Source organism: Pontibacterium granulatum (assembly GCF_029961155.1).
GTDB classification, from domain to species: Bacteria; Pseudomonadota; Gammaproteobacteria; order Pseudomonadales; family Balneatricaceae; genus Pontibacterium; species Pontibacterium granulatum.
The window spans coordinates 91,916-115,971 of record NZ_JASBRH010000013.1 but is presented as its reverse complement, the minus strand read 5'-3'; the positions used below and the strand labels follow the sequence as shown (position 1 = coordinate 115,971).

Here is a 24,056-nt window from a genome sequence, read left to right as displayed (position 1 = left end):
TAATGCTCCTGGCTCTGCTTTAGACGCGACTCTAAAAGTTTCTCGAAACTTTTTTTGCTACGAACGCTATTGCTGAAACAATAGTTGTAGTAGCCAATATATTCGCGGTTATTGTGTTCCAGTCTACTTGTTCCAATATACAGTCCCTTGTTTTGTGGCCTCTGTTTTTTATATAGAGGAAGTCAAGATGGTTGATTATGTATGTGGCTTTACATGGAATTGATTTCTGTCCTCATGGAGAAAATTAGGCCAGCTAGCGGCCTGTTTTTATCTTCTAAAACTAAGCGGTTTATTTCTTTATTAAGAAGGTATATAAGATATTGTTCTATGAACTCAAACTTGTATCCATTTTGGAAGTAATGAACTATTGCAGAAGGAATGCATGTTGCTAGAAACTCTCGATACGCCGCAATATCTTCATTACTCAAACCTAGGGAGGCGAGCTTGTTGTTGGAGTTAGCCTCATCCATGTCTGAGGGTAGCGCTCCAAATCCTAACGCATTAGAGTGATTTCGCTGCTTTCTAGAACTATAAAGCAGGCTGGAAGAGTGGCACGACAATAGAAAAAGGTCCTTTCCTTTAAAAAAATGGAGGTCATTTGTGACCAAGAAGTCCTTTCTCTTAAAGTCTTTGCTACAACCACCATAGAGCGACTTAGATGTGCCGTGTCCCATGAATAGAACAAAAGCACCATCTGGTATTTCTTGCACTTCTGCTTTCGCTCTTCTATAGGCTTCATCACTGGCTTCAATGGTTATAACGTTGATGCTAATGTCGCCAATTCCTTCTTTTATTACATCTATAGCGGAAGATAAAAAAGAGGTGCTAGGGTCAACTGGGAATATTATATAAATCAAAACTAATCCTTGTTCAGCGCGTCCATATGGGCAAGGGTAAGCCCTATCATGGTTTTTTGGAACTCCTGGCCATGGTGTGAGTCAGTATCTATTTCGTGAGCTATCTCTGCAAATGTTTTGCCTTCGAACTTGGGGTAGACGCCATTAAACTTTACGTCTGCTAACTTTTCTAGCTCAGTAACTATGTAGCTTGAAAGATCTAGATTAACATCTTGCTTAAGAATAAGAGTAGCGCCGGCGTCAGCTAAGTTGTCTCTTTTAAAAAAGCCATCAAGTTTTAGTCTTATTAACTTGCCAATATCTTCGCTGGCGAGAACATGCTCCTTGAACTTATCCTCCTCTGAGGAATAGGATACAAATTTTGCCTTTCGAATGTAATTGTGACCACTTGTTGATGTATGCTTAAGCCACTGAATCAGACTGTAGCCGTTAATGTCGTCATTGGCAAAGTTAAAGTCACATGCAACAAGGTCGTATCTTATATGAAAGTGATTTTCCTCTATGTCAGATTTTATGGCATCAAAGTTTAGTGATATTTCACCATTCTGGTTTTCTGATTTGTATTTCTGGTCGCCAATAAAAACTATGCTTGATTTTAGCTTGTAGCCTTTCTTGTGTAGATTTGCTGCGAATTTATCTACGATGTTATCAACGCTTTGGTCGTCGATGAAAAGTACTTTTTTTATCTTCATGTCAATTGAATACTACTTTGAAAGTAGCTCCCTCTAAATCAGTTCCATTGCCTTCAAAGTTAATTGTGGCATTCATTTCCGACAAAAGTTTTCTTGAATAGTAAAGCCCAATTCCTGAGCCTTCAAATCCTTCAGGTGGCTCTTCTCTTACACCAAGGTCAAAAATAGAGTCGGCATGATCCTTCAGTGAGTCAGACAAGCCTACTCCATTGTCAGAAAATAGTAGTATGAACTTTCCTTCATTATTCTTAGAGAAGTTGCACTTGATTTTTGATGCGCCCCATTTTAGCGAGTTAGATAACAGGTTATCTAAAACTATCGACAAATTGAGTACGCTTATGCTTCTCTTTATGCCAAGGTTGCTGGGAGAGAATTCAAAGTCCAGGTCCCTTTGGTCAAAGGTATTTTTGTAGATGTCGATGTACTCAAAGATATATTTCTCTATATCCACGCTCCGAACTTCAATGTCCCTGTCATATCCAGACCGAGTTGCAAGTTCCGCCATTTTTAGCGTTTTTAGAGCATATAGCTTAATATTTCCGAGTCGGTCTATTATTTGATCTTCTGAGAAAAAGCCAGAGCTAATACCATCAATAAGTGTGTCTATTCCATCTTTGATCTCGACGTTGTTCAGCTTAACGGTATGAATTAAACCGTCTGCGTCGTCGCTGAGCGTTCTTCTTGTAGCAAGCAAATAAAGACCTTTCTTTTTCTCTATAGAGAGCTCTTGTTTTGCTGTCTTGGCTTGCGCCTCCGCATAGTCTCGCTCTTCGATCGCTGCAGTGGTCTTTTCTTTCTCTCGGGTTACTATCCGTTTGACGATTCCCTTTTCGCTAGGGGAAAGTTCTTTGAAGGACTTACTCTCAGTTTTCTCTACAAAGTCATCAACGAATTTTTTATACTTCTCCTCATTAACGCCTTGGATCTCGCTTACAAGTTTATGGTCGATTTCAAACTCTTCGACATCTAGATTGGATTTTAATATCTTACTACATGCTTCGTTAATTGCGTCTGCGGAAAGTCTTTTTACACGGTAGCGTTCAGGGTTTTTAAGAGCATCGTCTGCAGAAATCGACTTCCTTTCACCCAAGGTGTCAAAGAGTCTATTCCAATCCAGTCCGCTTACAACGAAGTTTTCTAGCTGGCGAATGATTATAGTGACGAAACCATAATCATAGGCACCATTATTGAGAACCGTTTTTTCATCCTGATCATAAGCTACAAGGTCATAAAAGGCCTCATTGTGTGCCAGACCCTCACGACTTGTAATTACCGAAAACTTGTCTTCATAGTCAGTAATGTCTATGCGGCCGAAAATTTCTCGTGTACCAAGGAAACGTGTTGTACCCTGAGATTTACGCTGGTCCAGGCCTAACCAATCATTTTTTTCATTGCCGTAAGGTGATATACGGAAGCCATTGTAGAACAGGAATACCGAGCCGTAAGAGTTGGCATTAACACCGATATTACGGGTAAAGTATGACTTTGTAAGCGTATCTAGATAGTGTATCTCAAGCTTTATATTCTTTAGGTTTTTATAAGGGTTTTTTGCCCTGTAGTGATAGATTCTTCGACCCTGGAAGAATAGTTCTGTATTTATTTTATCACCTTCACTGTCTATCGTTGACTTGATGTAGGTTGTTTTAAATACAAGCTTCTCAAGAATGCCGTTGTTTATTTTGGTGTTTATCTTTTTCTTTAAAGTCGCGTCATTATAGTCAGTATCCGAGTAAAGGAATACTTCAAAGCTCGCGTCTAAAGAAGGAGAGAACTTTTCCAACTCGCTAATCAGCTTTTTAAGCTTCTGGGCAGTCCAGTTGCTTCGTAGGTTTTGTATCTTGAGAACCGTTCCGGATGTGAAGTTGGGGATTCCGGTTTCTCGCTCGAAAGTATCTCTATCTAAAATCTCGCCCTTTAGCTCTATTGTCGAGATTTCATCATCTTTTCCTCTTCCTTCGAACTCTTCCCAGTTTATTGGAAGCTTTATGAATTCTCCGGAGTTGGATTTAGTGTAAAGAATAAGATTGCGGCCTAGTCGGTCGCAGCTAAAACGGCCTACGCCCTTGTTACCGGCGTACGTTGTTTTCTTTGCTTGATCTTCACGCTTTTCGGAATACGCTATGTTGAGCCACTTTTCTTCAATATCGCTTTGGCTCATACCTGAGCCAATGTCGGATATTATTATCTCAGATACAGTGGATGCTTCGTCTGAATCGGGCTCAAGAAACATATCTTCTGTATCAGAGTCGATACCACCTCCTGGGTTAGAGATGTTTCTAAACCTGATATCGACCTTTGGAGAGCCTGCATCCTTTGAGTTTTTTACAAGCTCTATAAGTGCGATGTTGTCATCATAGATTAGACCACGCCCAACTATATCCTTAACGCCAGCGTTGGCCTTGAATGCTGCATCAAAACTACTCATTTACTAACCAATTCCTTTAATAAGGTGCCTAGTGCTTCACCCAACAAAGGTGGGACAGCGTTACCAACCTGGGTATACCTAGGGCACTCTTTCGTTCTACTCTTTCCGCCAGTCGTGTACTTACCCTTGAACTCAAAGTCATCGGGAAAAGACTGAATCCTTGCGCTTTCTCGTACTGTTAGTATTCGTGCTTCCTTGTAGTGTAATAAGTCGTCTGGCAGTGTTGTTAGTGTCTTCGATGGTCTGTTCGCATGGAGTACCGAAATTGCTTGTTTCTTTGTGCCTATGCGTAGCTTTTCTTGCTCGTTTAAAGCAAAACCAGGGCGGCAAATTTCATGAATGAGCTTGAATTTTTCTACTGTAGACTCTCGATGCCTAGCTATTCTTAGACTATTCGGCTTGTATCCATTAAGCCCTCTCCTCATCAGCGAAAGATAGGGATTGAGCTGGCTAGGCGGTGAATAGTCTACTTTCTTAAATCCAGACGTCTTTGAACCTGAGTGATACACAATATCTTGATCAGGCCGAGTTATCTCTAAATCCCCAATTGCTTCTTCTACCGTGATTGAGCGCAGCGGAAGACCCTTAGATTTAAGAAAAGGGGCACGAAGGTTCTCGAGTATGCCAAACGGATTTTCGGCGTTCTCAACTAAGTCAGATCGAATGCCGATCATGATGAACCGCGTGCGTTGCTGTGGAACTCCGAAATGTTCAGCTGTGATGTGATCGTGATATACGGTGTAGCCTAACTTTTCCAGATTGGCTTTTACGATCTGAGAGTAGGGGATTTTCGAGGTTTCTGCGCAACCGTTCTTGAATGCAGCATTGAAACCACGGACATTCTCAAGCACCAGAAACTTTGGCCGAACAATATCGACCATTTTGATGTATTGCTGGGATAGCTGGTTTCTAGGATCGTTAGGGTTTCTCATTCCTGCGGTGGAGAAGCCCTGGCAAGGCGGCCCCCCGGCAATCAGATCAACCTTCCCGCGAAGACTTGTTAGTTGCTCGGAGTAGTTTTCGATGAGATCCTGAATTGTAGTTGCCTGTTGAGGCAACCAGGAAGGCCAGGTGAAATGCTCATAGCGCCCACCTTCAAGCATGTTGTGCTTGAAGGTCTCAAACGCCATCGGATCTTTCTCTACGGCAAAAACACCTTGCCATCCAGCATTGCCAAGACCGAGGGAAAATCCTCCGCAGCCGGAAAAAAGATCGATGTATGTCCCTGTAGACTGGTTTGCTGTTAGCTTCATTGCCTGTTCTATCCCAAGTGCGCACCCGTTTCGGTGCCGAAACCAGTATGATAATCCGTGAAGTTTAGCAGTACCAGGAATAGATGTCTAAATAAGCAAATCCCTTATTATACGGGCGTTTACGGCCGTTTTGGGAGTGCGCTTTTAACGTAGTGTTTGCGCCTAAATTGAACGAGTTCTTCTCTCAATTGTGTGAACATTTTTAGTCTGGTTATCTGGTCTGTTTCGGACTGAATATCGCACCACCGTTTCAGGATCTCATCAGCCTCTCTGAGCCGTGCAATATTCTTAGGCATCCGAACGAGAGATTCGGTCATTAGCATTCCTTGCTTACTGCTTCCTTCATAACCTGATTGCTTGATCAGGAACTATAGTCATACCCCACTTCTCCCATCTACGGCGAGCAACTACCCATTAAATGGGTAGTATTCAACAATGAAGTACCCATCTGCTGGGTAGTTGCGTGACTTTGAACAGCCGAGCCGTAAAGTGATCCACGATCAATGCCAACGACTAAAGCAGGGACGCATTAACGCACATCTTAGCCAGGAAGAGGCGGCAGATCGGTTGAATGTATCCGTGCGCACGTATCAGAAATGGGAGCAGGGGGAAGCATTCCCCGGCAGCGTTGAAACCCTTATCAGAATTGCTACTCTGTTTAACATGTCACTTGATTGGTGGTTAACAGGAAAGGGTATGAGACCGCTTTCCACCACTCAGCGACAGATCGTTAACGGCATTCATGGATTGCGCCCCGACCAGTTGGAGGCGCTGAACGTTATCATTGCTTCAATGGTAGGTGTGTAATGCCGAAAAAAGGTTCTGACGGTCTGTGGCACGTTGATATCCGTCCTTATGGTGCGAATGGTCCGCGCCTTCGTCGTAAGTTCAAAACCAAAGCGGAAAGTCTTCGCTTTGAAGCCCACACAATCAATAAAGCGAAAGATGCCCCCTGGGAGCCAGAGAAGAAAGACACCCGCACGTTAACCGAGCTAATAGAGCTTTGGACAGAAGTGCATGGCCGACACGTTAAGTCCGGGCAGGTTCGTAAGAAACCGTTACAAGACTTCGCTGTGTTTACGGGTAACAAGCAGGGGAGGTTGGTTAAGCCGGTCGACTTTCTTCAGTTCCGTGCTGCCCGGATCGATGCCGGGTACAGCCCCACATCACTGAATACTTATCTGCTGTATGCGAAAGGGATGTTCAACAAGCTGATCAAGCTGGAGCTGATCGACTATAAGAATCCGCTTCGCCATGTGGAGCCTATCAAGCTGCAGGAAAAGGAACGGACGTTCTTAACTGCTGAAGAGATTCACCAGTTGTTAGAGCGCCTGGTTACGGATGACTTTGATGTGTATATGCTGGCGTTGGTATGCCTGTCTACGGGTGCACGCTGGTCAGAAGCTGAAAACCTGACGGTTAACGATGTGATTGAAAACCGGGTGCGCTTTAAAGAGACGAAGTCCCGAAAGATTCGGGAGGTGCCTGTAAGTGAGGTACTGGCAGCGCAGCTGGTTGAGTGGATTCCGAAGAAGGTGTCTAGGAGTGCGCGATTTACCTTCAAGGCGTTATTGGCTAAGTACGGGCTGAAGAAATCGGAGTATCAGAGCACCCACATCTTGCGCCATAGCTTCGGTGCACACTTCATCATGAACGGCGGTAATCTGGTCACCCTTCAGAAGATCATGGGGCATTCTGACATTCATACCACGATGATCTACGCACACCTGTCACCCACTCATTTGATCGACGCTGTTCGGTTAAATCCGGTCAATGTGGACGCAAAATGGACACAGGAGAAGGCGTCTTAACGCTTTCTCCTTCTAACTCAATGGGTTAGAAAAAAGTCTCAATTATCTAATATAACGCTTTCTAATACTTTCTGTATGTAAATAGCATATACCCACGTTGGCGTATGTACAGGTTCAGGCTTTACTTAAGGGTAAGCTAATTTAAGAATTGAAATATTAGAAAATTCTAATATAATTTGAATCATCTTATCTTACCCGTCGTCTATTTACAGGAGTCTGAACCCATGCCGCTACGAGATCGTCTCGTGTCATTTTCAATGGATAAGCCCAGGCAGGTGTTCTTTCTGGTATTGGCGTTGGTGGTTTTGGCTGCCATCCAGATTCCGTCGATTCAGGTGGATACCGATCCAGAGAACATGCTGCCCCATGATCAGGTAGACCGTGCCTATCACGATGAGGTGAAGGCGCGTTTTGCTCTCCACGACATGATCGTGGTGGGGGTGGTGAACGAGGACCATGCCAACGGTGTTTACAACACGCAAACGTTAGGTGACCTCCATACGCTTTCCAGCGAAGTGCAGAAAATGGAGGGGGTCGTGCGTCAGGATCTGATGGCGCTGGACACGGTGGACAACATCACTCAGGAGGGGCCGGGCAGTATCCGCTTTGAGTGGATGATGAAGCTGGCACCGCACACTGACGCTGATGTACAACGTATCGAGGATGCGATTGGTCGACTGCCGTTGCTGCAAAACACGCTGGTGGCAGATGATGGAAAAGCGGCCGCGATCTATATTCCGATTGTGGCTAAATCTGAGAGTTACAGACTATCGCAGGAGATTCAGGCGGTTATCGATGGCCTCGATAGCCAGAACCTGTATTACATGGCGGGACTGCCGGTGGCTGAAGACACCTTCGGCGTGGAGATGTTTATCCAGATGGCGATCTCCGCACCGCTGGCGGGTTTGATGATCTTTGCGCTGATGTGGATGTTCTTCCGCTCCTTCCTGTTGATCACAGCACCGATGATTGTGGCGATGGCCTCTGTGATTATCACCATGGGGTTGCTGATCGGTCAGGGGTACACCGTGCACATCATGAGTTCGATGATCCCGATTTTCCTGATGCCGATAGCGGTGGTGGACTCGGTGCATATCCTGTCGGAGTTTGCGGATCGATACCGGCCGGGCGAGCATCCTCGAAAAGCCCTGCAGGAGGTATTGGGTCATCTTTTCATACCGATGCTGTACACGTCTGTGACGTCTGCGGTAGGTTTCGCCTCCCTCGCATATACCCCTATTCCACCGGTGCAGATCTTTGGATTGCATGTGGCGGCGGGCATCATGCTGGCGTTTGTTCTAACGGTCATCTTTGTCCCTGCTTACATCGTCAGCCTGTCGGACACGCATCTGGCTGCGTTGAAGGATCACAACATTGAAGAAGATGATAGGTCGCTGCTGGGGCGTGTGCTTGTGTCTACGGGGCGTTTCTCGCTCGCACGTGCCAAGGGGCTGGTGATGGCTTTTATTGTGCTGGTCGCGATCTCTATCTACGGCGTGACCCAGATCCAGATCAACGACAACCCGATCCGCTGGTTTAAGGAGGATCACCGCCTGCGCATTGCTGATACGGTGATGAATAGTCATTTTTCCGGGACCTACGAAGCGTACCTTGTGCTGGAAAAACCGGATATGAGGGCTGATCGCAACGCGCTGGATAACGCGCTGAAGCAGTATGTTGCCGATAATGTGCAGGCTGTTGAAACACTGGTGCCGATGCTGTCGCAGGCGGACGACGCTAATTTCCAGCGCTATACCGATAACCTGATCACGGCGTTCGACGAGGCATCTTACAACCAGCCAGATCAAGAGCAGCTGTGGCTGGATCTAATGAGCATCGCCGAACAGGCGCAGCAGCGGGCCAAGTATTTCCTGTCACCGGAAGCGCTGAGTTATCTGGATGCGTTACAGGATTATCTGAACGGTTCCGGTTACGTGGGCAAGTCCAACGGACTGACAACCCTGCTGAAAACAGTGTACCGCGAGTTGAACGGTGGTGATGCGGATCAGTATCGATTGCCGGACAGTGCTGCGGCAGCCGCGCAAACGATCCTCAGTTACCAGTCCTCCCACCGTCCGGATGATCTCTGGCATATGGTCACTCCGGATTACCGCTCGACGGTGCTCTGGTTACAGCTGAAAAGCGGCGATAACCAGGATATGAGTAAGGTGATTGATCTGGTGAACGACTACGTTGCAGCCAATCCTCTGCCTCAGGGTGTCGAGGCCAAATGGGCAGGCCTGACCTATATCAACGTGGTGTGGCAGGATCAGATGGTGAACGGCATGCTCAACAGTTTGCTGAGCGCTTTTGTCATGGTGTTGCTGATGATGGTGTTCCTGTTCCGTTCTGTGAAGTTAGGTCTACTTTCTATGCTGCCTCTGACCGTGACCATTCTCTTTATCTATGGCCTGATCGGGCTGGTGGGCAAAGACTACGATATGCCAATCGCCGTGCTGAGTGCCCTGACTCTGGGGTTGAGTGTGGACTTTGCGATCCACTTCCTGGAACGCACCCGTGCCATTTACCGTAATACCCGCGACTGGTCAAAAACTATCACTGAAGTCTACAAGGGCCCGGCACGGGCGATCAGCCGCAACGCTGTTGTGGTCGCGGTGGGCTTTACCCCGCTGCTGTTCGCACCATTGGTACCGTACATCACCGTAGGCTTTTTCCTGGCAACCATTATGGCGGTGTCGGCGGTGGTGACCGTAATCCTGTTGCCGGCCGTGATGGATAGCATCGGCAACAAGAATGCGCTGTTTGGCGCGCAGGAGGAGACCGAAAATGCGTAATCTGATTCGTTCCCTGAGTCTGGGGATTGTATGGGTTCTGTCGCAGTCTGCGCTGGCGGCGGATCTGACCGACGTTAACCAGATTGTCGATCAGGCCAACCTGGCCGCATACTACAAAGGGGTTGATGGTCGTTCGGAAGCGAGGATGGTGATTACCGACGGGCAGGGTCGTACGCAGACCCGCCAGTTCACAATCCTGCGCTATGACCGTGCAGACGGTGGCGATCAGGATTTCTTGGTGGCGTTCAGTCGCCCGGCCGACGTACGTAACACCGTGTTCATGGTGGCCAAGCATATCGAAAGTGATGATGACCGCTGGCTCTATCTGCCGAGTCTGGACCTGGTGAAGCGGATCTCCGCCGGTGACAAGCGTACCAGCTTTGTGGGCTCCCATTACTTCTACGAAGATGTTTCCGGTCGCAATATCACGGAAGACCGCCACCAATTGGTTGAAACCACCGAACAGCACTACGTGGTGGATAACACGCCAAAAGATCCGGCGAGCGTTGAGTTCAGCCAGTACCGCGTGTGGATCGATAAAGCAAACATGCTGCCGCAAAAGATCGAGTACAAGGACCGTGCCGATCGCCTCTACCGCCGTGTAGAGGTACTGGAAGTGCAAGAAATTCAGGGCCATCCTACTGTTACTAAATCACGGGTAAGCGATCTGGTATCAGGGGGCAATACAACCATGGAGTTCCGTTTTATCAAATACGACGTGGGGCTGGATAGCTCGGTCTTCACCGAACGATCGCTGCGTAAGCTGCCGCTTCAATGGTTGCGGAGGCCTTAGTCATGAGCAAAGGTTCCACCTCGGTAACGTGGCGTGCACTTCTGCAGCCGCTTACGCTTTCCGTCATGCTCGCTTTGGTGACTGTCCAGCCGCTGAAGGCATCGGACGATTGGGGCAATGACAGCTGGAACGACGACAGTTGGGGGGCGGAGGCGGACACAGCGCCGCGTTGGCATGGATTTTTGGAAACGGCAGTCGGTGTCCGTACCGATGACGACCCGGTGCTGCCGAACGATGACCTGAGTTTGGCGGATCTGCGGGCGCAACTGGAGATCTCGGATTATGTGGGGGAGAGCCGCTACAGCCTGAAGGCGGATCTGTATGCCGATGGGATTGAGCACGGCCTGCATGGCGAGTTGCGTGAAGCGCTGCTGGACCTGAGCCCGTCGGAGAATACCGATCTGCGTATCGGTCAGCAGATTCTTACCTGGGGGACAGGGGATCTTCTGTTTATTAACGATATGTTTCCGAAGGATTGGGTGTCCTACTTTGCCGGACGTGATGACCAATACCTGAAGGCGCCTTCTGCGAGTGCAAAATTCAGCTATTACAACGACAAGGCCAACCTGGATCTGGTGTGGACACCACGCTTTACCAGCGATCGCTTTATCGACGGCGAGCGTTTCTCCTACTTCAATGCTCTGGATGGACAACAAGCCTCAGTACATCTCGTACCTATTGATCCTGAGGATACGCCCGACAACGGCGAATTGGCATTACGACTGTACGGCACAGTCGACAGTACGGAGTGGGCACTTTACGCCTACCGTGGTTTCTGGAAACAACCCAATGCGATGACCGCCGGTGGTGAGGCCTATTTCAGTCGTCTGGATACCTTTGGCGCCAGTGTGCGTGGCAATCTGGGAGAAGGTATCGCCAATGCGGAGTTTGGCTGGTATCAAGGGGAGGACTCTGGTGGTGATGATCCGCGGGTACCGAACGATCAGTTGCGTGTGTTGTTCGGATACGAACAGGAACTGGTCGCCAAACTGACCGGATCGGTACAGTATTATCAGGAGTGGATTCAGGACTACGGTGCACTTACCCGGACCGATGGTAATTCACCTTATCGCCCGGATGAGCACCGGCACGTGTGGACACTGCGTCTGACCTACCGAATGCTGCAGGACAACCTGATACTGTCCTGGTTTAACTACTGGTCTCCCTCCGATGAAGACCTGTTTATGCGCCCGTCGGTGTCGTACCGCTTTGACGACAACACCTCATTGGTGGTGGGGACTAACGTCTTCAGTGGTAAGAAGGCACACAGCTTCTTTGGCCAGTTTGAGGACGCCAGCAGTGTCTATGCACGGCTGCGCTACAGTTTCTAAGTGAACAGCGTTCGCTTAGGGCCTTCGCTTAAGCGTAGTCCTTCCGTGTGCGGCGACGCTTCGGCGCTTCCGGTTTGTAATGGGCTGCAACGGATTGGTTGCGGCCATTTTTCTTCGCTTCGTACAGAGCGTTATCCGCTACTTTGATTACCGCCATCGGATCGGCATATTCGTCCGTCTTTTCGCAGACCCCGATACTGATGGTGACGGTCGTGTAGTCTGCATCTGCCTTCTTATTGCGCATCCGTGCGCCCTGTTTTTCGTCGTCAGGGCGATTGTCGCTGCGAATATACATCGGGTAGTTGGCGATCAGTTCACGAATCTGTTCCACAAAGGGCAGTGCCTGGGCTTCATCCTTGCCCGGGAACACCAGGGTGAACTCCTCTCCACCATAGCGGTACGCTTTACCGCCGCCGCTCACGGTTGCCAGTTTGGCTGCAACCATACGTAATACCTGATCGCCGATATCGTGGCCGTAGGTGTCGTTAAATTTCTTGAAGTGATCGATATCCACCATGGCGATGGTGTAACGTTTACCCAGAGTGGCCAGCTTGTCTTGCAGCGCGCGACGGGCGGGGATTTCGGTCAGCTCATCCAGATAGGCCATCTTGTGGCTGCTTTGTACCACGGAGATGCCCATTCCAATCAGAGCCGCGGTGATCAGCAAAGTGGAGATATTGGGCTGATCAAACCAGACAAACATACAGAGGCTGGCGGCCAGGGAGATCAACACTCCAGCACTGCCGTGACCACGCTGGGTGAAGAAGTAGATCAGGTTGGTGGTCAGCGCCACGCCAAAGAAAACAGCAGCCATATTGCTGAGGAAGCGACCATCGATAAACATCTCGAACATGTTGGCGGGCAGGTTGGGTAATTGACCCGCCAGTGCGTCATTGCTCCACAGCAGGATCAACAGTATATACCCCAGAAGAACTCCTCCAAGGCGTGTTAAGCCCAGCGGCGTGAAAAGGCCTTTCTCGCTATAGGTGGCGATAAAGGTGATATTGATCGGTATCAGCAGGCTCAGGGCGCTAAAGAGCACGTAGGCACCGGGCTGATCCAGACTCACCTGCAACCCAAGCTGGATAAGCAGATATGCACTGATCAGGTTAAGTGTGGCAAACAGAATCTGATTGCGGTTGAAACCATAGGCCATCAGGGCAACGCCTGTGGCAAGTGCGTAGGGCAGTTGGTTGAGTGTGAGTTTGTGTGCGGCAGGTAGCTGCGCGACGGGATCGATCAGCAGACCTGCGGCAATCAACAGAAGCAGTGCCGGTGCCAGCAGTTTAAGAAGTCGAAGGGCCAACCAAATGTCCTTATTGAATACCAAGAAAAGCGTCGCCTATTGTAAACAACATCGGCCGAGTTTGCTTTTTCTATACGTGAGATTTTTAAGGAAGGTGCGAATGCAATCAATGGAGAGTAGGGTGAAGCGAGTCGTGGTGTGAGAGGCTAAAAAACACCGCCCAAGTGGGCGGTGTACGTATCTCGGGCAGAGGGGAGACTTAAGCGCGGGTCTGTTTCATTCCCAGCATGCGGGCGATCATGATCGCCGGGCACCAGCCGGTGAATGCTGACTGTGCAAGGCTGGCACCCACAATGGCGGTTACGATCAGAATCTGGCTGGAAATTGCAGCAAACACAACGGCGCCTACAGTGGTCATTACAATCAGGCCGGCAATGATGTGTACACCCTGATTAACGGTCATGCCCGGTGTGCTGCAGGATTCCGCATTCAGTCCCATCATCTGGAAGATTACGACGGCAGGACACCATTTCGTGAACGCAGACTGAAACAGGTTCAGGCCGACAAAGCCGGTCAGGTAGTACCAGTATTCGTTGATGTAGGTCCCCAGTGCCAGGCTGACGAGTATGACGGTCCCTGCCATCAGGCGAAGTGCTGCATTGATGGTCATCGTTTTTTTCCTGTGAGAGTGCATCGAAAATTAGAAGTGTCTTATATTGTATATTAATAATGTCTAATATAAAGGTGGTTTTTAGAACTGATTCGGTGAACATCAAAGATAACTATTCGATTTGGGAATAAATGTCTCTGTGCTTGTCCGGTAATGCTGATCGATTACTACAGAATTCAGGCTTTGGACTAAGCTTCCTACATGCTTTGAAACGCGGGAAGTGATTATGCCTGACATCCAGCGTATCCTCGTCCATGTCAGTCCTGACAATGAAAACGGCCCGATCATTGCGCGGGCCAGCCGTATCGCGATGGCCACTGGTGCCTCGGTCGAGCTGTTCAGCTCTGTATACAGCGCCTCCCTTCATCAGGCGTACCTGTTCGATAAAAAAGCAGAGCTTCACGCAGAACATGGATACGTTAAAGGTGTAGAAGCCAAGTTAGAGCAGATCGCCTACCTGTTTGACGCCCAGGATATCCCCGTCGGTGTGGATGTGTATTGGGCGCCACAACAGATTGACGGGATGATGCGCAAGATACTGCGTTTCGAACCCGACTTGGTGATGGTGGCGCACAGTCATCACAATATCCTCACCGAACTGTTTGTGGGGGATAGTGAGAAACGCCTGATCAGGGAGTGTCCGGCCCCGCTGTTGCTCACCCGATCCCAGGGTTGGCCGGAGCATATTTGTATTGCCGCCGGGGTTGATCCATTGCATGCCTGTGCCGAGCCCATGAGGCAGGATCGACTTGTTCTTGAAACGGTACAGCAGCTGGCATCAGTACTTCAGGCCGATATGCGCGTGGTGCACAGTTTTCATACCCTGCCTCAGGCCGCCATCTTTGATGAGCATTTGGCCACTGACTATGAAGGTTTACAGCTTAAGGTACTGGCGGAACACCGCGCATGTCTGAACGACCTGTTAAAACCGTATGCGCTGGATGCTGAAAGCGCTGAGGTCAGTGTGTTGGAAGGTGAAGCCCACAAAGTGCTGCCGCGCTACGTGCGCGACATCCCCGTCACTATCCTGGCGGTGGGGCATGTGAGTAAAGGCATGCTGGAGCGCGTGATCAGTGGCAGTACGGTAGAGCGAATGCTGGACAGTCTGGAATGCGATCTGCTGGTGATAAAACCGCCGGGCTTTGTCTGCCCGACGGATTACGATATCTGATCTTGTAAATCAGATTTGAGGATCAGAGCTGGAACTCCGCCCACAGCGGTGCGTGATCAGATGGTTTTTCCATGCCACGAATTTCGTAATCAACACCGGCACTCACACATTTATCCAGCAGGCAGTCCGTTACCAGAATACCGTCGATGCGCAGACCGCGTTTTGGCTCACGGTCAAAGCCGCGGGAGCGGTAGTCAAACCAGCTGAAGGTTTCGTGGTTGTCTGGATGCAGGTGACGGAAGGTGTCGGTTAAGCCCCACCCGGTCAGCGTTGCCATCCACTCACGTTCGATCGGCTGGAAACTGGCCTTGCCGGATTTGAGCCAACGCTTGCGGTTGTCTTCACCGATACCGATGTCACAGTCTGCTGGAGAGATATTCAGGTCGCCCATCACTACAATCGGCTTGCTTGGGTCGCAGTGCTGTTCCAGGTGGATCTGCAGATCGGCGTAAAACTTCTCTTTGGCCGGGAACTTGGTTGCGTGGGCGATGTTTTCACCCTGTGGGAAGTAACCGTTCAGGACCAGAACCGTGCCGCCGTTACCGTCACTGTATTCGCCCATGATCATACGACGCTGGGCGTCCTCTTCATCGGTGGCGAAACCTTTCTGCAGTGACAAAGGCTTTTCTTTCGAGATCAGGCAGACACCGTAGTGGCCTTTCTGGCCATGAAACTCAACGTGGTATCCCAGAGCTTCAACATCAGCGACCGGAAACTCCTCATCCGAGACTTTGGTTTCCTGGATACCGATTACATCCGGTTGATACTTGTCGATGACCGCTTGCAGCTGGTGCAGACGGGCACGCAGGCCGTTAACGTTGAAGCAAATGAGTTTCATCTGAAGCTGTTCTCCGGGGTTAAAATTGCAACACAGTGTATCAGAACCCATTTTGGGGTGAGTACTGCTAACAAAAAAAGTTATGCTGTTATAAATCAGCAGCTTGTGCATCGCTAATAGAGGTATGCAATCTGGTGGTTAGATCTTTTCTATTGGTAGCGCGATACGCTCCACGCTAGAGTGGTGCGCAGCAAATTAAGAGTGTAAAGCAGAGAGCATAAGGAGCTGCATTGTGGCAGATTTTGATTTTGACCTGTTTGTAATTGGCGCGGGTTCCGGTGGCGTGCGTGCCGGACGTATGGCCGCAGCAATGGGCGTTAAAGTTGCCGTGGCGGAAGATCGTCACCTGGGCGGTACCTGTGTGAACGTGGGCTGTGTACCCAAAAAGCTGTTCGTGTACGCCTCCCACTATGCTGAAGACTTTGAAAACTCCCGCGGTTTTGGTTGGACGCCTGGAGAAGCAGAATTCGACTGGCCAACGCTGCGTGACAACAAAACCAAAGAGATCGAGCGCCTGAACGGTATCTACAACAACCTGCTGGTGAATTCCGGCTGTGAACTGATTCATGGTCGCGCGACATTAGTTGACCCGCACACCGTGGCGGTGGGTGATAAAACCTATACCGCAGAGCGTATTCTGGTGGCTGTGGGTGGCTGGCCGAACGTGCCTGAGTTTCCGGGAAGTGAACACGTGATTAGCTCCAACGAAGTGTTCTACCTGGACGAATTTCCAAAACGTGCAATCGTTGTGGGCGGCGGTTATATCGCCGTTGAGTTTGCGGGAATCTTTGCCGGTTTGGGGGCAAAAACTGATCTGATCTACCGTGGTGATATGTTCCTGCGTGGTTTCGATAATGAAGTACGCGAGTTCACCGCAGAAGAGGTGGCGAAGAAGGGTATCAATCTGCGCTTCAACACCAACGTCACCGAGATCAAAAAGCAGGATGACGGTACGTTGATCGCGACACTGACCGACGGCTCTGCCATTGAAGCAGATGCCATCATGTACGCCACTGGCCGTAACCCGAAAGTTACGGGCCTGGGATTGGAAGAGCTGGGTATTGAGGTGGGTAAGAATGGGGCTATCATCGTCAATGATGATTACCAGACCAACGTACCGTCTGTTTACGCGATTGGTGATGTGATCGACCGTGTTCAGCTGACGCCGGTTGCACTAGCGGAAGGGATGGCACTGGTACGTAACCTGTACGGTGGTCAGAACCAGAAGGTGGACTATGACCTGATTGCGACCGCGGTATTCTGTCAGCCAAACATCGGTACTGTTGGCCTGACTGAAGAGCAGGCGCGTGAACGTTACGAGAATGTGGATGTGTACAAGTCCAGTTTTCGTGCGATGAAACACACGCTTAGCGGCAGTGACGAGAAAACCTTCATGAAGATGTTGGTGGACCGTGACAGTGACAAAGTGCTGGGTGTGCACATGGTGGGTCCGGATGCGGGAGAGATCATTCAGGGCATCGCCGTTGCGCTGAAAGCGGGGGCGACCAAGGCAGTATTCGACTCAACGATCGGTATCCATCCGACGGCTGCGGAAGAGTTTGTCACGATGCGTGAGCCGGCTAAGTAGGCAGATCCATGCACGAACGCCAAAACAAAAACGGGTAGCAATAGCTACCCGTTTTTGTTTTGCGGGGCTTCATCGTCAGATAGCGCGGAACCGATAGAGCGACGCGGTTGTAGGCAGACCAACGCGAGCGATGCCCAGCCGGTAAACTCCAAATTGCCCGTCAACCGTTGGGCTTCGCGTTGCGAAGGCCAACCTACGCTGTGTTATCTCTGCAGTGAAGCTTATGGCGCAAACTGCACCTGGTTACGACCATTCTGTTTAGCGCTGTACAGTGCCTGGTCAGCACGGTCTATCAGTGTATTGATTGAGTCGTCCGGTTTGCTGATCGCAACGCCAAATGATGCGGTGATAGAGCTGATCACTTCACCGGATTTCTTCTGTTTAATACGAATCGCCTGAATTTTTTCACGCAACCGGTTGGAGAGGTCAACTGCCTGTTCCGTTGTTGCAGACGGCAGCAGGACAGCGAACTCTTCACCGCCAAAGCGGACCGGCAGCATCGGTTCCGGACAGAACTCTCGCAGTAGTTTGCCTACATACTGCAGAACCTTGTCACCCATCAGGTGGCCGTAGGTATCGTTGAAGCGCTTGAAGTGATCGACATCAACCAGCACCAGCGTTACTGCGCCTTCGTTGCTTCCGTATAGCAGGGTGCCCAATTCGGATTCGAACACGCGGCGGTTGAACAGACCGGTCAGTGGATCAACGCGGGCGTCCTGACGGGTTTTTTCCAACTCTGCTTTCAGGGATTCGATCTCGGCCTGGGCGTCATCGATTCGCTGCTGGAAGCGTTGGGTGTTGTTGCTGATATCCTGGGTTTTACGGGCCAGCGTCTGGATGATGGTTTCCAGAGGCAGGGCAGGGCCGCCATCGGCTTGCAGTGCATCCAGGCTGTCTTGCAGCGTGTTGGAGTAATCTTTCGTTTGCTCGGCCGTTTCAGCCGCATGTTCGTGCAGGTTATTCACCAGTGCAATCAAACCGGCTTGCACGTTCTCAGCACTGTCGATCTCGTCTTTGATCATGTGCTCACGGAACATCTGCTCGCCCACCAGGTTAGGGCAGGTACCATACGTCGTGAGGGTTTTATCCAGCTCCTGATTTAGCTCAGGCACACGGTTGGACACGTATGTGTACCAGAGTGCGTAGTTCAATGGATTTGGTGGAATGTTATGTTTCACCATCAGCGGTATGGCCTGCCGCAGGTATTCGGCAGCCTGGTTGGTGTTTTCCGCGAATTTCATACAACCCCTCGCGCGTCACTACAAACGATTAACGCGTATCCCCTGACAACCTGCAATCATCCTGTGCAGTGCTGTCTAAAATTAACTCTAAGCAAAAAGAAAAAAGGCTTTGCTACACTAATTTGTACCCCTGAAGGAAACTGACTCGGCCTTTTTACTCCTTAGCAGGACATATCGGCTATTTCGCCGATAACTTCAGGATTTTTTTACGGGAGGCGGGAATTATGAAAACTGCCTATCTGCCCGCATTTTGGGTGTTATTGTGCTGGGCAAGTTCAGGCCATGGATTAGACCTTAACTGCGGGTCTAAAGAGCGTGGATTGACGGAGTGTGCACAAGATCTTCAGCACGCCACCTGGTCCGACTTCTCTGCGTATGAAGTCCACCACAGTTACCCTCCTGTGAGCTTTAATTCAATTGACGCCGCGATCAGTCACTATCGAACGTTGGCGCAATCCCAAAGCTGGACACCTTTGCAGGGGCGATTTCTATTACGCGAAGGCATGAAACATCCCCAAGTAGCACGTATCCGGGATCGCCTGCGGATTCTCGGTGACTACAGCTACGATCATCCGCTGTCGAATAAACACTTCTTTGATTCCCGGTTGGTGGGTGCGGTTATCGCCTTTCAACGGCGTCACGGGCTGAAAGTTGACGGTATTGTTGGGCCGAATACACGTAAGGCGATGAACATATCGCCACGGGAGCGCTGGCAGCAGTTGTTGGTGAACAAACAGCGTGAGTTGGTGGACCAGGTTGCGAAACGGCCGGACTACATCGAGATCAATATTCCGGATTATCAGCTGCGCTACTACCGTAATGGCAAGGTGCTCACTCAGATGCGAGTCATTGTGGGTAAGAAAGATCGACCCACGCCGGTGATGAATAGCACGTTAAAAGCGCTGGAGGTTAATCCCGACTGGAACGTGCCTAAACGGATCGCCTACGAGGACATCTTGCCGAAGCTTCAGGGAGGACGAGGCGCGTTTGATAAGCTGGGCGTGAAATTGGTGAAAGGCTGGGATGAAGTGCCCAACGTGGTGTCGGTTGATGAGCTGGATATGAACCACTTCTATCGTGGCAAGCTGGCTGAGCAACACCGTTTCTGGCAACCGCCGGGGGCCAGCAATCCGTTAGGCCAACTCAAGTTTATTTTCCCCAATGCCTTTTCCATTTACATGCACGGCACGCCCGGTATGCATCTGTTTGATGAGCCCAGGCGTACCTTCAGCTCCGGTTGTATCCGTATCGAAGACCCGATGGGGTTAGCCCGTTTGCTGCTAGAAAGCAGTGAAAAACCGGCGCTGGATCTGGATGCGGAACTGGAAAGCGAAGCGGCTTCCATCTCGGGCTTACCCGGGGAAGTGGAGATCTTCACCCGTTACCGCACAGCCTGGATCGATCCGGACAGCGGGGTACTGCAGTTCCGCGCGGATATCTATCAGCGTGATCCGAATGAGCTGGCAGAGCTGAGTACCACGCAGCAACAAGAGCCTGCGGATACCGTGACCAATTGAATGGCCGAATGGTTATTCGACCAACTTGGGATTTACCTGACATTCTAAGGCTGCATACACTGCGGTAGGCCCCTGACAGGGGAAAAGGAGTTGCACGGGGGCAGTAGATGACGGGATCAATCAGATCAAATATTCGTGGTGACCTGTTCGGCGGTATTACCGCAGCGGTGGTGGCTTTGCCGCTGGCACTGGCGTTTGGCGTTTCATCGGGCATTGGAGCGATCGCCGGTCTATACGGCGCGATCTGTGTTGGCTTGTTTGCCGCGTTGTTTGGCGGTACCTCGACCCAGATTTCTGGCCCAACCGGTCCCATGACAGTGGTGATGGCCGCTGTGTTTACTCAGTTTGTCGCGATGGATCCGCAATCCGGGCCAATCTTGGCCTTTACGGTTGTGATTATGAGCGGCGCATTCCAGATACTGTTTGGGCTCTGCAAGCTGGGCAAATATATAACACTGGTCCCGTTTCCGGTGATATCCGGCTTTATGAGCGGGATCGGGGTGATCATCATCCTGCTGCAACTGGGGCCGTTGCTGGGACATGACGCCCAGGCCGACGTCCTCAGTGCAGTAATTATCCTGCCTCAACTGATCAGCGATATGAACGTCAACGCGCTGTTACTGGGCGGCGGTGCGCTGCTGTTACTGTATTGCTGGCCGCATCGCCTGGCACAACTCCTGCCTTCACCGCTGGTCACCCTGTTTGTAGGCACGTTGTTGTCGATATGGGTATTACAGGATAGTTCGCTGGCAGTGATCGGAGAAATTCCGACCGGCTTACCGCAGGTGCATTGGCCCGTTTTTGAGCCAGGGCTGGCATATGAGATGTTAAAAGCCGCCCTGATTCTGGCGGCGCTGGGCTCGATTGATTCCCTGCTTACCTCACTGGTTGCCGATAATATGACCAAAACCCATCACGATTCTGACCGGGAGCTGATTGGTCAGGGGATCGGTAATATGGCTGCAGGGTTGATCGGTGGGTTACCCGGCGCCGGGGCAACGATGCGCACGGTGGTGAATATCCGTGCCGGGGGTAAAACGCCGCTGTCGGGGGCCGTTCACAGCCTTATTCTGGTTACGGTGGTGATGGGGGCAGGACCCTTGGCCGAGCATATCCCCCATGCCGTGCTGGCCGGTATTCTCATCAAGGTAGGGCTCGATATCATCGATTGGAAGTTCCTGCGCCGCCTCCTTCGGGCTCCGATATTTGTGGTCTGCCTGATGTTGCTGGTATTTGGCCTGACCGTGTTTGTTGATTTGGTAACGGCGGTGTTGGTGGGGGTATTTTTAGCCAATATCATCACCGTCAAGCGCCTGGCAGACACACAGGTGGCAGCGCTGGAAGTGATCAGTCGTGAAAATCTGCAGAGCGAGCTGCTCAGTGCCCGGGAAAATGAGTTGCTGTGTAAAGCGCAGGGACGCATCCTGCTCTATCATTTCAATGGCCCGGTCAGTTACGGTGCGGCCAAAGGGATCACTCGCAAGCTTCAGCAGGAGTCCCAGTTTGATGCCCTGATTCTGGATTTCAGCCGGGTTCCGATGATCGACGTATCCACTGCCATCGCGATCGAAGACATGATTGTGGATTCCCAGGCCGCGCAGCGGGAGGTGTATGTGATTGGCACCAATGATGTGGTGCATAATGTGCTGTCACGGATGGAGATTCTTAGCCTGTTACCCGAGCACTGTTTACACGAACGGCGGGAAGCGGCGCTGGAGACCGCTTATTCGCAGCTCAGCAGGGTGATGCCTGAATAAGGCTGCAGTGCTTGCTGGAACTCTTCCAGGCGTGTCAGTTCGATCTCGCCCTCTATCAGCAGCTGTTCCTGCCAGTCGCGCTGGGTTACCTGCACCTCATATTGGTTGAGCAGGTGTTCCAATTGACCGGTCATAGCAAAGTCTGCGCTCAGCCGCAAAGGAGCTTTTGGAACAACCGTGGCTAAAGGTAAGGTTTCCAGTCCTTCACGTACCGCCTGACTGTAAGCGCGAACCAGGCCGCCTGTACCCAGTTTGATACCGCCGAAGTAGCGGGTTACCACCACGCTAATCTCTCCCACGCCACTGTGCGAGAGCACATTCAGCATAGGGCGGCCGGCAGTACCTTTGGGTTCTCCGTCGTCGCTGCATCCCCACAAGCGGGAATCGTCCGGTTTGCCCGCAACGAAAGCCCAGCAGTTATGGTTGGCGGATGGATGTTGTTCCCGCAACTCCTGGATGAAGGCATCCGCACTCGCCTTATCCGGGGTGTGTGCAATGGTCGTCAGAAAGCGGCTGTTTTTAATGATCAGTTCAACCTGGTGCCGTGCCGCCGGGATCTGGTAGCTGCTCAACGGCCAGGACCTATCCAGATACTGATCTCGTCCAGCCAGTGCGGATTGTCCATCGCGGCTTTCAATTGTTCTGACAGGCTTGCATCTGCACTCGTATCGGCAGCAAAAAACAACTCGATCTCAACGCCATCGTTGTAATGGAGTGTCATACGCTTAGGCCTTGGCAGTTGTGGTGCTACATTGTTCAGTGCGTCGTTAATTGTCTGTTGAATCTCACCGCGCAGGGGCAGAGTTTTACACACCTGATCGGTTTCATCATTATAGGTGTCGATATGGAAAATGACGTGGCCAATGTCTTGGAAGGCGTCCTGTAGGCGGCAGACCGCGGTATCCCCGATATAGTGGCCTTCAGAGGCCGATAACGTCGGTGGTACCTGGATGTGCATCTCCAGCTGGCTTTGGCCTGCCATCTTACGGCTTTTGAAGCTGTGTACGCTAACAATCCCCTCGACCTGCATTACGACTTTCCGGTAGGCCTGCACACGTTCTTCCGGTAAGGCGGTGTCGACCAGTTCCTTGATGCTGTCCCAAGTCATCTCCCAGCCGATCTTACCGACGATAACAGAGACGATCAGTGCGGCAAGTGCATCCAGCCACCAGATACCCATCATCGCACCCGCTACGCCAATCAATACGACGACGGAGGAGAGCGCGTCGGTGCGGCTGTGCCAGGCGTTTGCAATGATCAGGTCGGACTTAATCTCCCTGCCCACGCGCATGGTGTAGTGGAAGATCCACTCCTTACCCAGAATAGACAAGGCGGCGATCACCAGCGCAGGCCATTCAGGCATCAGCGGTGTGGTCTCGGCAAAGAGCAGTTTTGCGCTCTCAAAGGCCATTGCCCCTGCTACGGCAATCAGTACGCAGCCGAGGACAACCGTGCCAACCGTCTCAAAGCGGCCGTGGCCCCAGGGGTGATCTTCATCTGGTTCCTGATGGGAAATTCTCAACACCACAACCACCAGGCCATCGGTCACCAGGTCGGAGAGGGAGTGGACGCCATCGACAATCAGTGCGCTGGAATGAGATACGAGGCCGACGATGATTTTGGCGATGCCTAAAACAAGGTCGAGAATGGCGCCGACGAGGGTAACCCGTTCGGCTGCTTTTTGTTGGCTAAGTTCTCTGCTCATGATGAATAAGAATACTATTAAAGGGCAATCGGATCGCGTCATAGCACCATCTACAGGGGCGTGGACGCCAAGACTTTTATCACAGAACCGGGTTTATGCTGGGAACTTTAACAGATAAACGGTAAATTAGATAAATCTTATGGTTATGAGTCTGTAAGTTGTTGAAAATAAAAGCCAGAATTATCTGGTTAAAAAACAATCAATTTGCTGTAGGGTGAGAAAATGCGTGGCTTTGGTGACGTTTTCGAGACCAAATCCACAGAGTTATCCACAAGATATGTGGGCATAATCCGGGATCCCTGATAACTCGGGTAGTTGAGCCGGTTTTCTACAGGCCGGGCAATAATTTCAGCTTTTGATGTGAGT

18 protein-coding genes and 1 pseudogene are annotated in these 24,056 nt (G+C 50.6%); 9 read left to right on the top strand and 10 right to left on the bottom strand.

Annotation, left to right across the window (positions count from 1 at the left end; all coding sequences use genetic code 11):
• Window positions 1-209: 209 nt before the first annotated feature.
• Genes QKW35_RS13515 through QKW35_RS13500 form a run of 4 tightly spaced genes read right to left on the bottom strand, consistent with a single transcriptional unit; the run spans window position 210 to window position 5,227 of the window.
• Entirely contained in the window at window positions 210-857 is a 648-nt protein-coding gene (locus QKW35_RS13515) for a hypothetical protein (RefSeq protein WP_282353852.1), read from the bottom strand.
• A 2-nt stretch (window positions 858-859) separates the two neighbouring features.
• Window positions 860-1,549, bottom strand: a complete 690-nt coding sequence (locus tag QKW35_RS13510; protein WP_282353850.1) for a hypothetical protein — start codon at window positions 1,547-1,549, stop codon at window positions 860-862.
• A 1-nt stretch (window position 1,550) separates the two neighbouring features.
• Window positions 1,551-3,974, bottom strand: a complete 2,424-nt coding sequence (locus tag QKW35_RS13505; RefSeq protein ID WP_282353848.1) for a sensor histidine kinase — start codon at window positions 3,972-3,974, stop codon at window positions 1,551-1,553.
• Window positions 3,971-5,227, bottom strand: coding sequence for a DNA cytosine methyltransferase (locus tag QKW35_RS13500; protein WP_282353846.1), 1,257 nt, complete (start codon window positions 5,225-5,227; stop codon window positions 3,971-3,973). The genes QKW35_RS13505 and QKW35_RS13500 overlap by 4 nt, the downstream gene beginning before the upstream one ends.
• Window positions 5,228-5,716: 489 nt before the next feature.
• Between QKW35_RS13500 and QKW35_RS21335 the strand changes: the two are divergent.
• The 5 genes and pseudogenes from QKW35_RS21335 to QKW35_RS13480 form a co-directional block, all read left to right on the top strand.
• Window positions 5,717-5,911 (top strand): annotated as a pseudogene (locus tag QKW35_RS21335) (helix-turn-helix domain-containing protein); the annotation flags it as partial.
• A gap of 122 nt (window positions 5,912-6,033) precedes the next feature.
• Window positions 6,034-7,038, top strand: coding sequence for a phage integrase (locus tag QKW35_RS13495; RefSeq protein WP_282353845.1), 1,005 nt, complete (start codon window positions 6,034-6,036; stop codon window positions 7,036-7,038).
• 257 nt (window positions 7,039-7,295) lie between these two features.
• A complete protein-coding gene (locus QKW35_RS13490) occupies window positions 7,296-9,833 on the top strand; it encodes an efflux RND transporter permease subunit (RefSeq protein WP_282353843.1) in 2,538 nt (845 codons plus the stop codon).
• Window positions 9,826-10,626 (top strand): outer membrane lipoprotein-sorting protein, encoded by an 801-nt coding sequence (locus QKW35_RS13485; RefSeq protein ID WP_282353842.1) that lies wholly within the window; start codon window positions 9,826-9,828, stop codon window positions 10,624-10,626. Before QKW35_RS13490 ends, QKW35_RS13485 begins: the two co-directional genes overlap by 8 nt.
• Before the next feature lie 2 nt (window positions 10,627-10,628).
• On the top strand, window positions 10,629-11,957 hold the full coding sequence (locus QKW35_RS13480; RefSeq protein WP_282353840.1) for a DUF1302 family protein: 1,329 nt from the start codon (window positions 10,629-10,631) through the stop codon (window positions 11,955-11,957).
• Between the two features lie 28 nt (window positions 11,958-11,985).
• Here QKW35_RS13480 and QKW35_RS13475 read toward each other — a convergent pair whose 3' ends face one another.
• Together QKW35_RS13475 and QKW35_RS13470 are read right to left on the bottom strand one after the other, a co-directional pair.
• A complete protein-coding gene (locus QKW35_RS13475) occupies window positions 11,986-13,263 on the bottom strand; it encodes a GGDEF domain-containing protein (protein ID WP_282353839.1) in 1,278 nt (425 codons plus the stop codon).
• A gap of 199 nt (window positions 13,264-13,462) precedes the next feature.
• On the bottom strand, window positions 13,463-13,873 hold the full coding sequence (locus tag QKW35_RS13470) for a YgaP family membrane protein (RefSeq protein WP_282353838.1): 411 nt from the start codon (window positions 13,871-13,873) through the stop codon (window positions 13,463-13,465).
• Between the two features lie 226 nt (window positions 13,874-14,099).
• Between QKW35_RS13470 and QKW35_RS13465 the strand changes: the two genes are divergently transcribed.
• On the top strand, window positions 14,100-15,044 hold the full coding sequence (locus QKW35_RS13465) for a universal stress protein (protein ID WP_282353837.1): 945 nt from the start codon (window positions 14,100-14,102) through the stop codon (window positions 15,042-15,044).
• Window positions 15,045-15,066: 22 nt separating this feature from the next.
• Here QKW35_RS13465 and xthA read toward each other — a convergent pair whose 3' ends face one another.
• Window positions 15,067-15,882: an exodeoxyribonuclease III gene (gene xthA / locus QKW35_RS13460; RefSeq protein WP_282353836.1), complete on the bottom strand. Its 816-nt coding sequence runs from the start codon at window positions 15,880-15,882 to the stop codon at window positions 15,067-15,069.
• A 232-nt stretch (window positions 15,883-16,114) separates the two neighbouring features.
• On the opposite strand from xthA, the gene gor reads away from it, so the two are divergent.
• A complete protein-coding gene (gene gor, locus QKW35_RS13455) occupies window positions 16,115-17,470 on the top strand; it encodes a glutathione-disulfide reductase (protein WP_282353834.1) in 1,356 nt (451 codons plus the stop codon).
• A 221-nt stretch (window positions 17,471-17,691) separates the two neighbouring features.
• Here the strand turns inward: gor and QKW35_RS13450 are convergent, their stop codons facing one another.
• Window positions 17,692-18,711 (bottom strand): diguanylate cyclase domain-containing protein, encoded by a 1,020-nt coding sequence (locus QKW35_RS13450; RefSeq protein ID WP_282353832.1) that lies wholly within the window; start codon window positions 18,709-18,711, stop codon window positions 17,692-17,694.
• A gap of 224 nt (window positions 18,712-18,935) precedes the next feature.
• On the opposite strand from QKW35_RS13450, the gene QKW35_RS13445 reads away from it, so the two are divergent.
• Together QKW35_RS13445 and QKW35_RS13440 are read left to right on the top strand one after the other, a co-directional pair.
• The gene (locus QKW35_RS13445; RefSeq protein WP_282353829.1) at window positions 18,936-20,228 is read left to right on the top strand and encodes a L,D-transpeptidase family protein; all 1,293 of its coding nucleotides are present in this window, start codon (window positions 18,936-18,938) and stop codon (window positions 20,226-20,228) included.
• Window positions 20,229-20,335: 107 nt separating this feature from the next.
• On the top strand, window positions 20,336-21,985 hold the full coding sequence (locus QKW35_RS13440) for a SulP family inorganic anion transporter (RefSeq protein ID WP_282353827.1): 1,650 nt from the start codon (window positions 20,336-20,338) through the stop codon (window positions 21,983-21,985).
• Here QKW35_RS13440 and QKW35_RS13435 read toward each other — a convergent pair.
• Window positions 21,952-22,557 carry a YigZ family protein gene (locus QKW35_RS13435; RefSeq protein WP_282353826.1) on the bottom strand — a complete coding sequence of 202 codons (606 nt, stop codon included), beginning with the start codon at window positions 22,555-22,557 and terminating at the stop codon, window positions 21,952-21,954. The two genes, QKW35_RS13440 and QKW35_RS13435, sit on opposite strands and share 34 nt — an antisense overlap.
• Window positions 22,554-23,690 (bottom strand): cation diffusion facilitator family transporter, encoded by a 1,137-nt coding sequence (locus QKW35_RS13430; RefSeq protein WP_282353825.1) that lies wholly within the window; start codon window positions 23,688-23,690, stop codon window positions 22,554-22,556. Before QKW35_RS13430 ends, QKW35_RS13435 begins: the two co-directional genes overlap by 4 nt.
• Window positions 23,691-24,056: the final 366 nt, after the last annotated feature.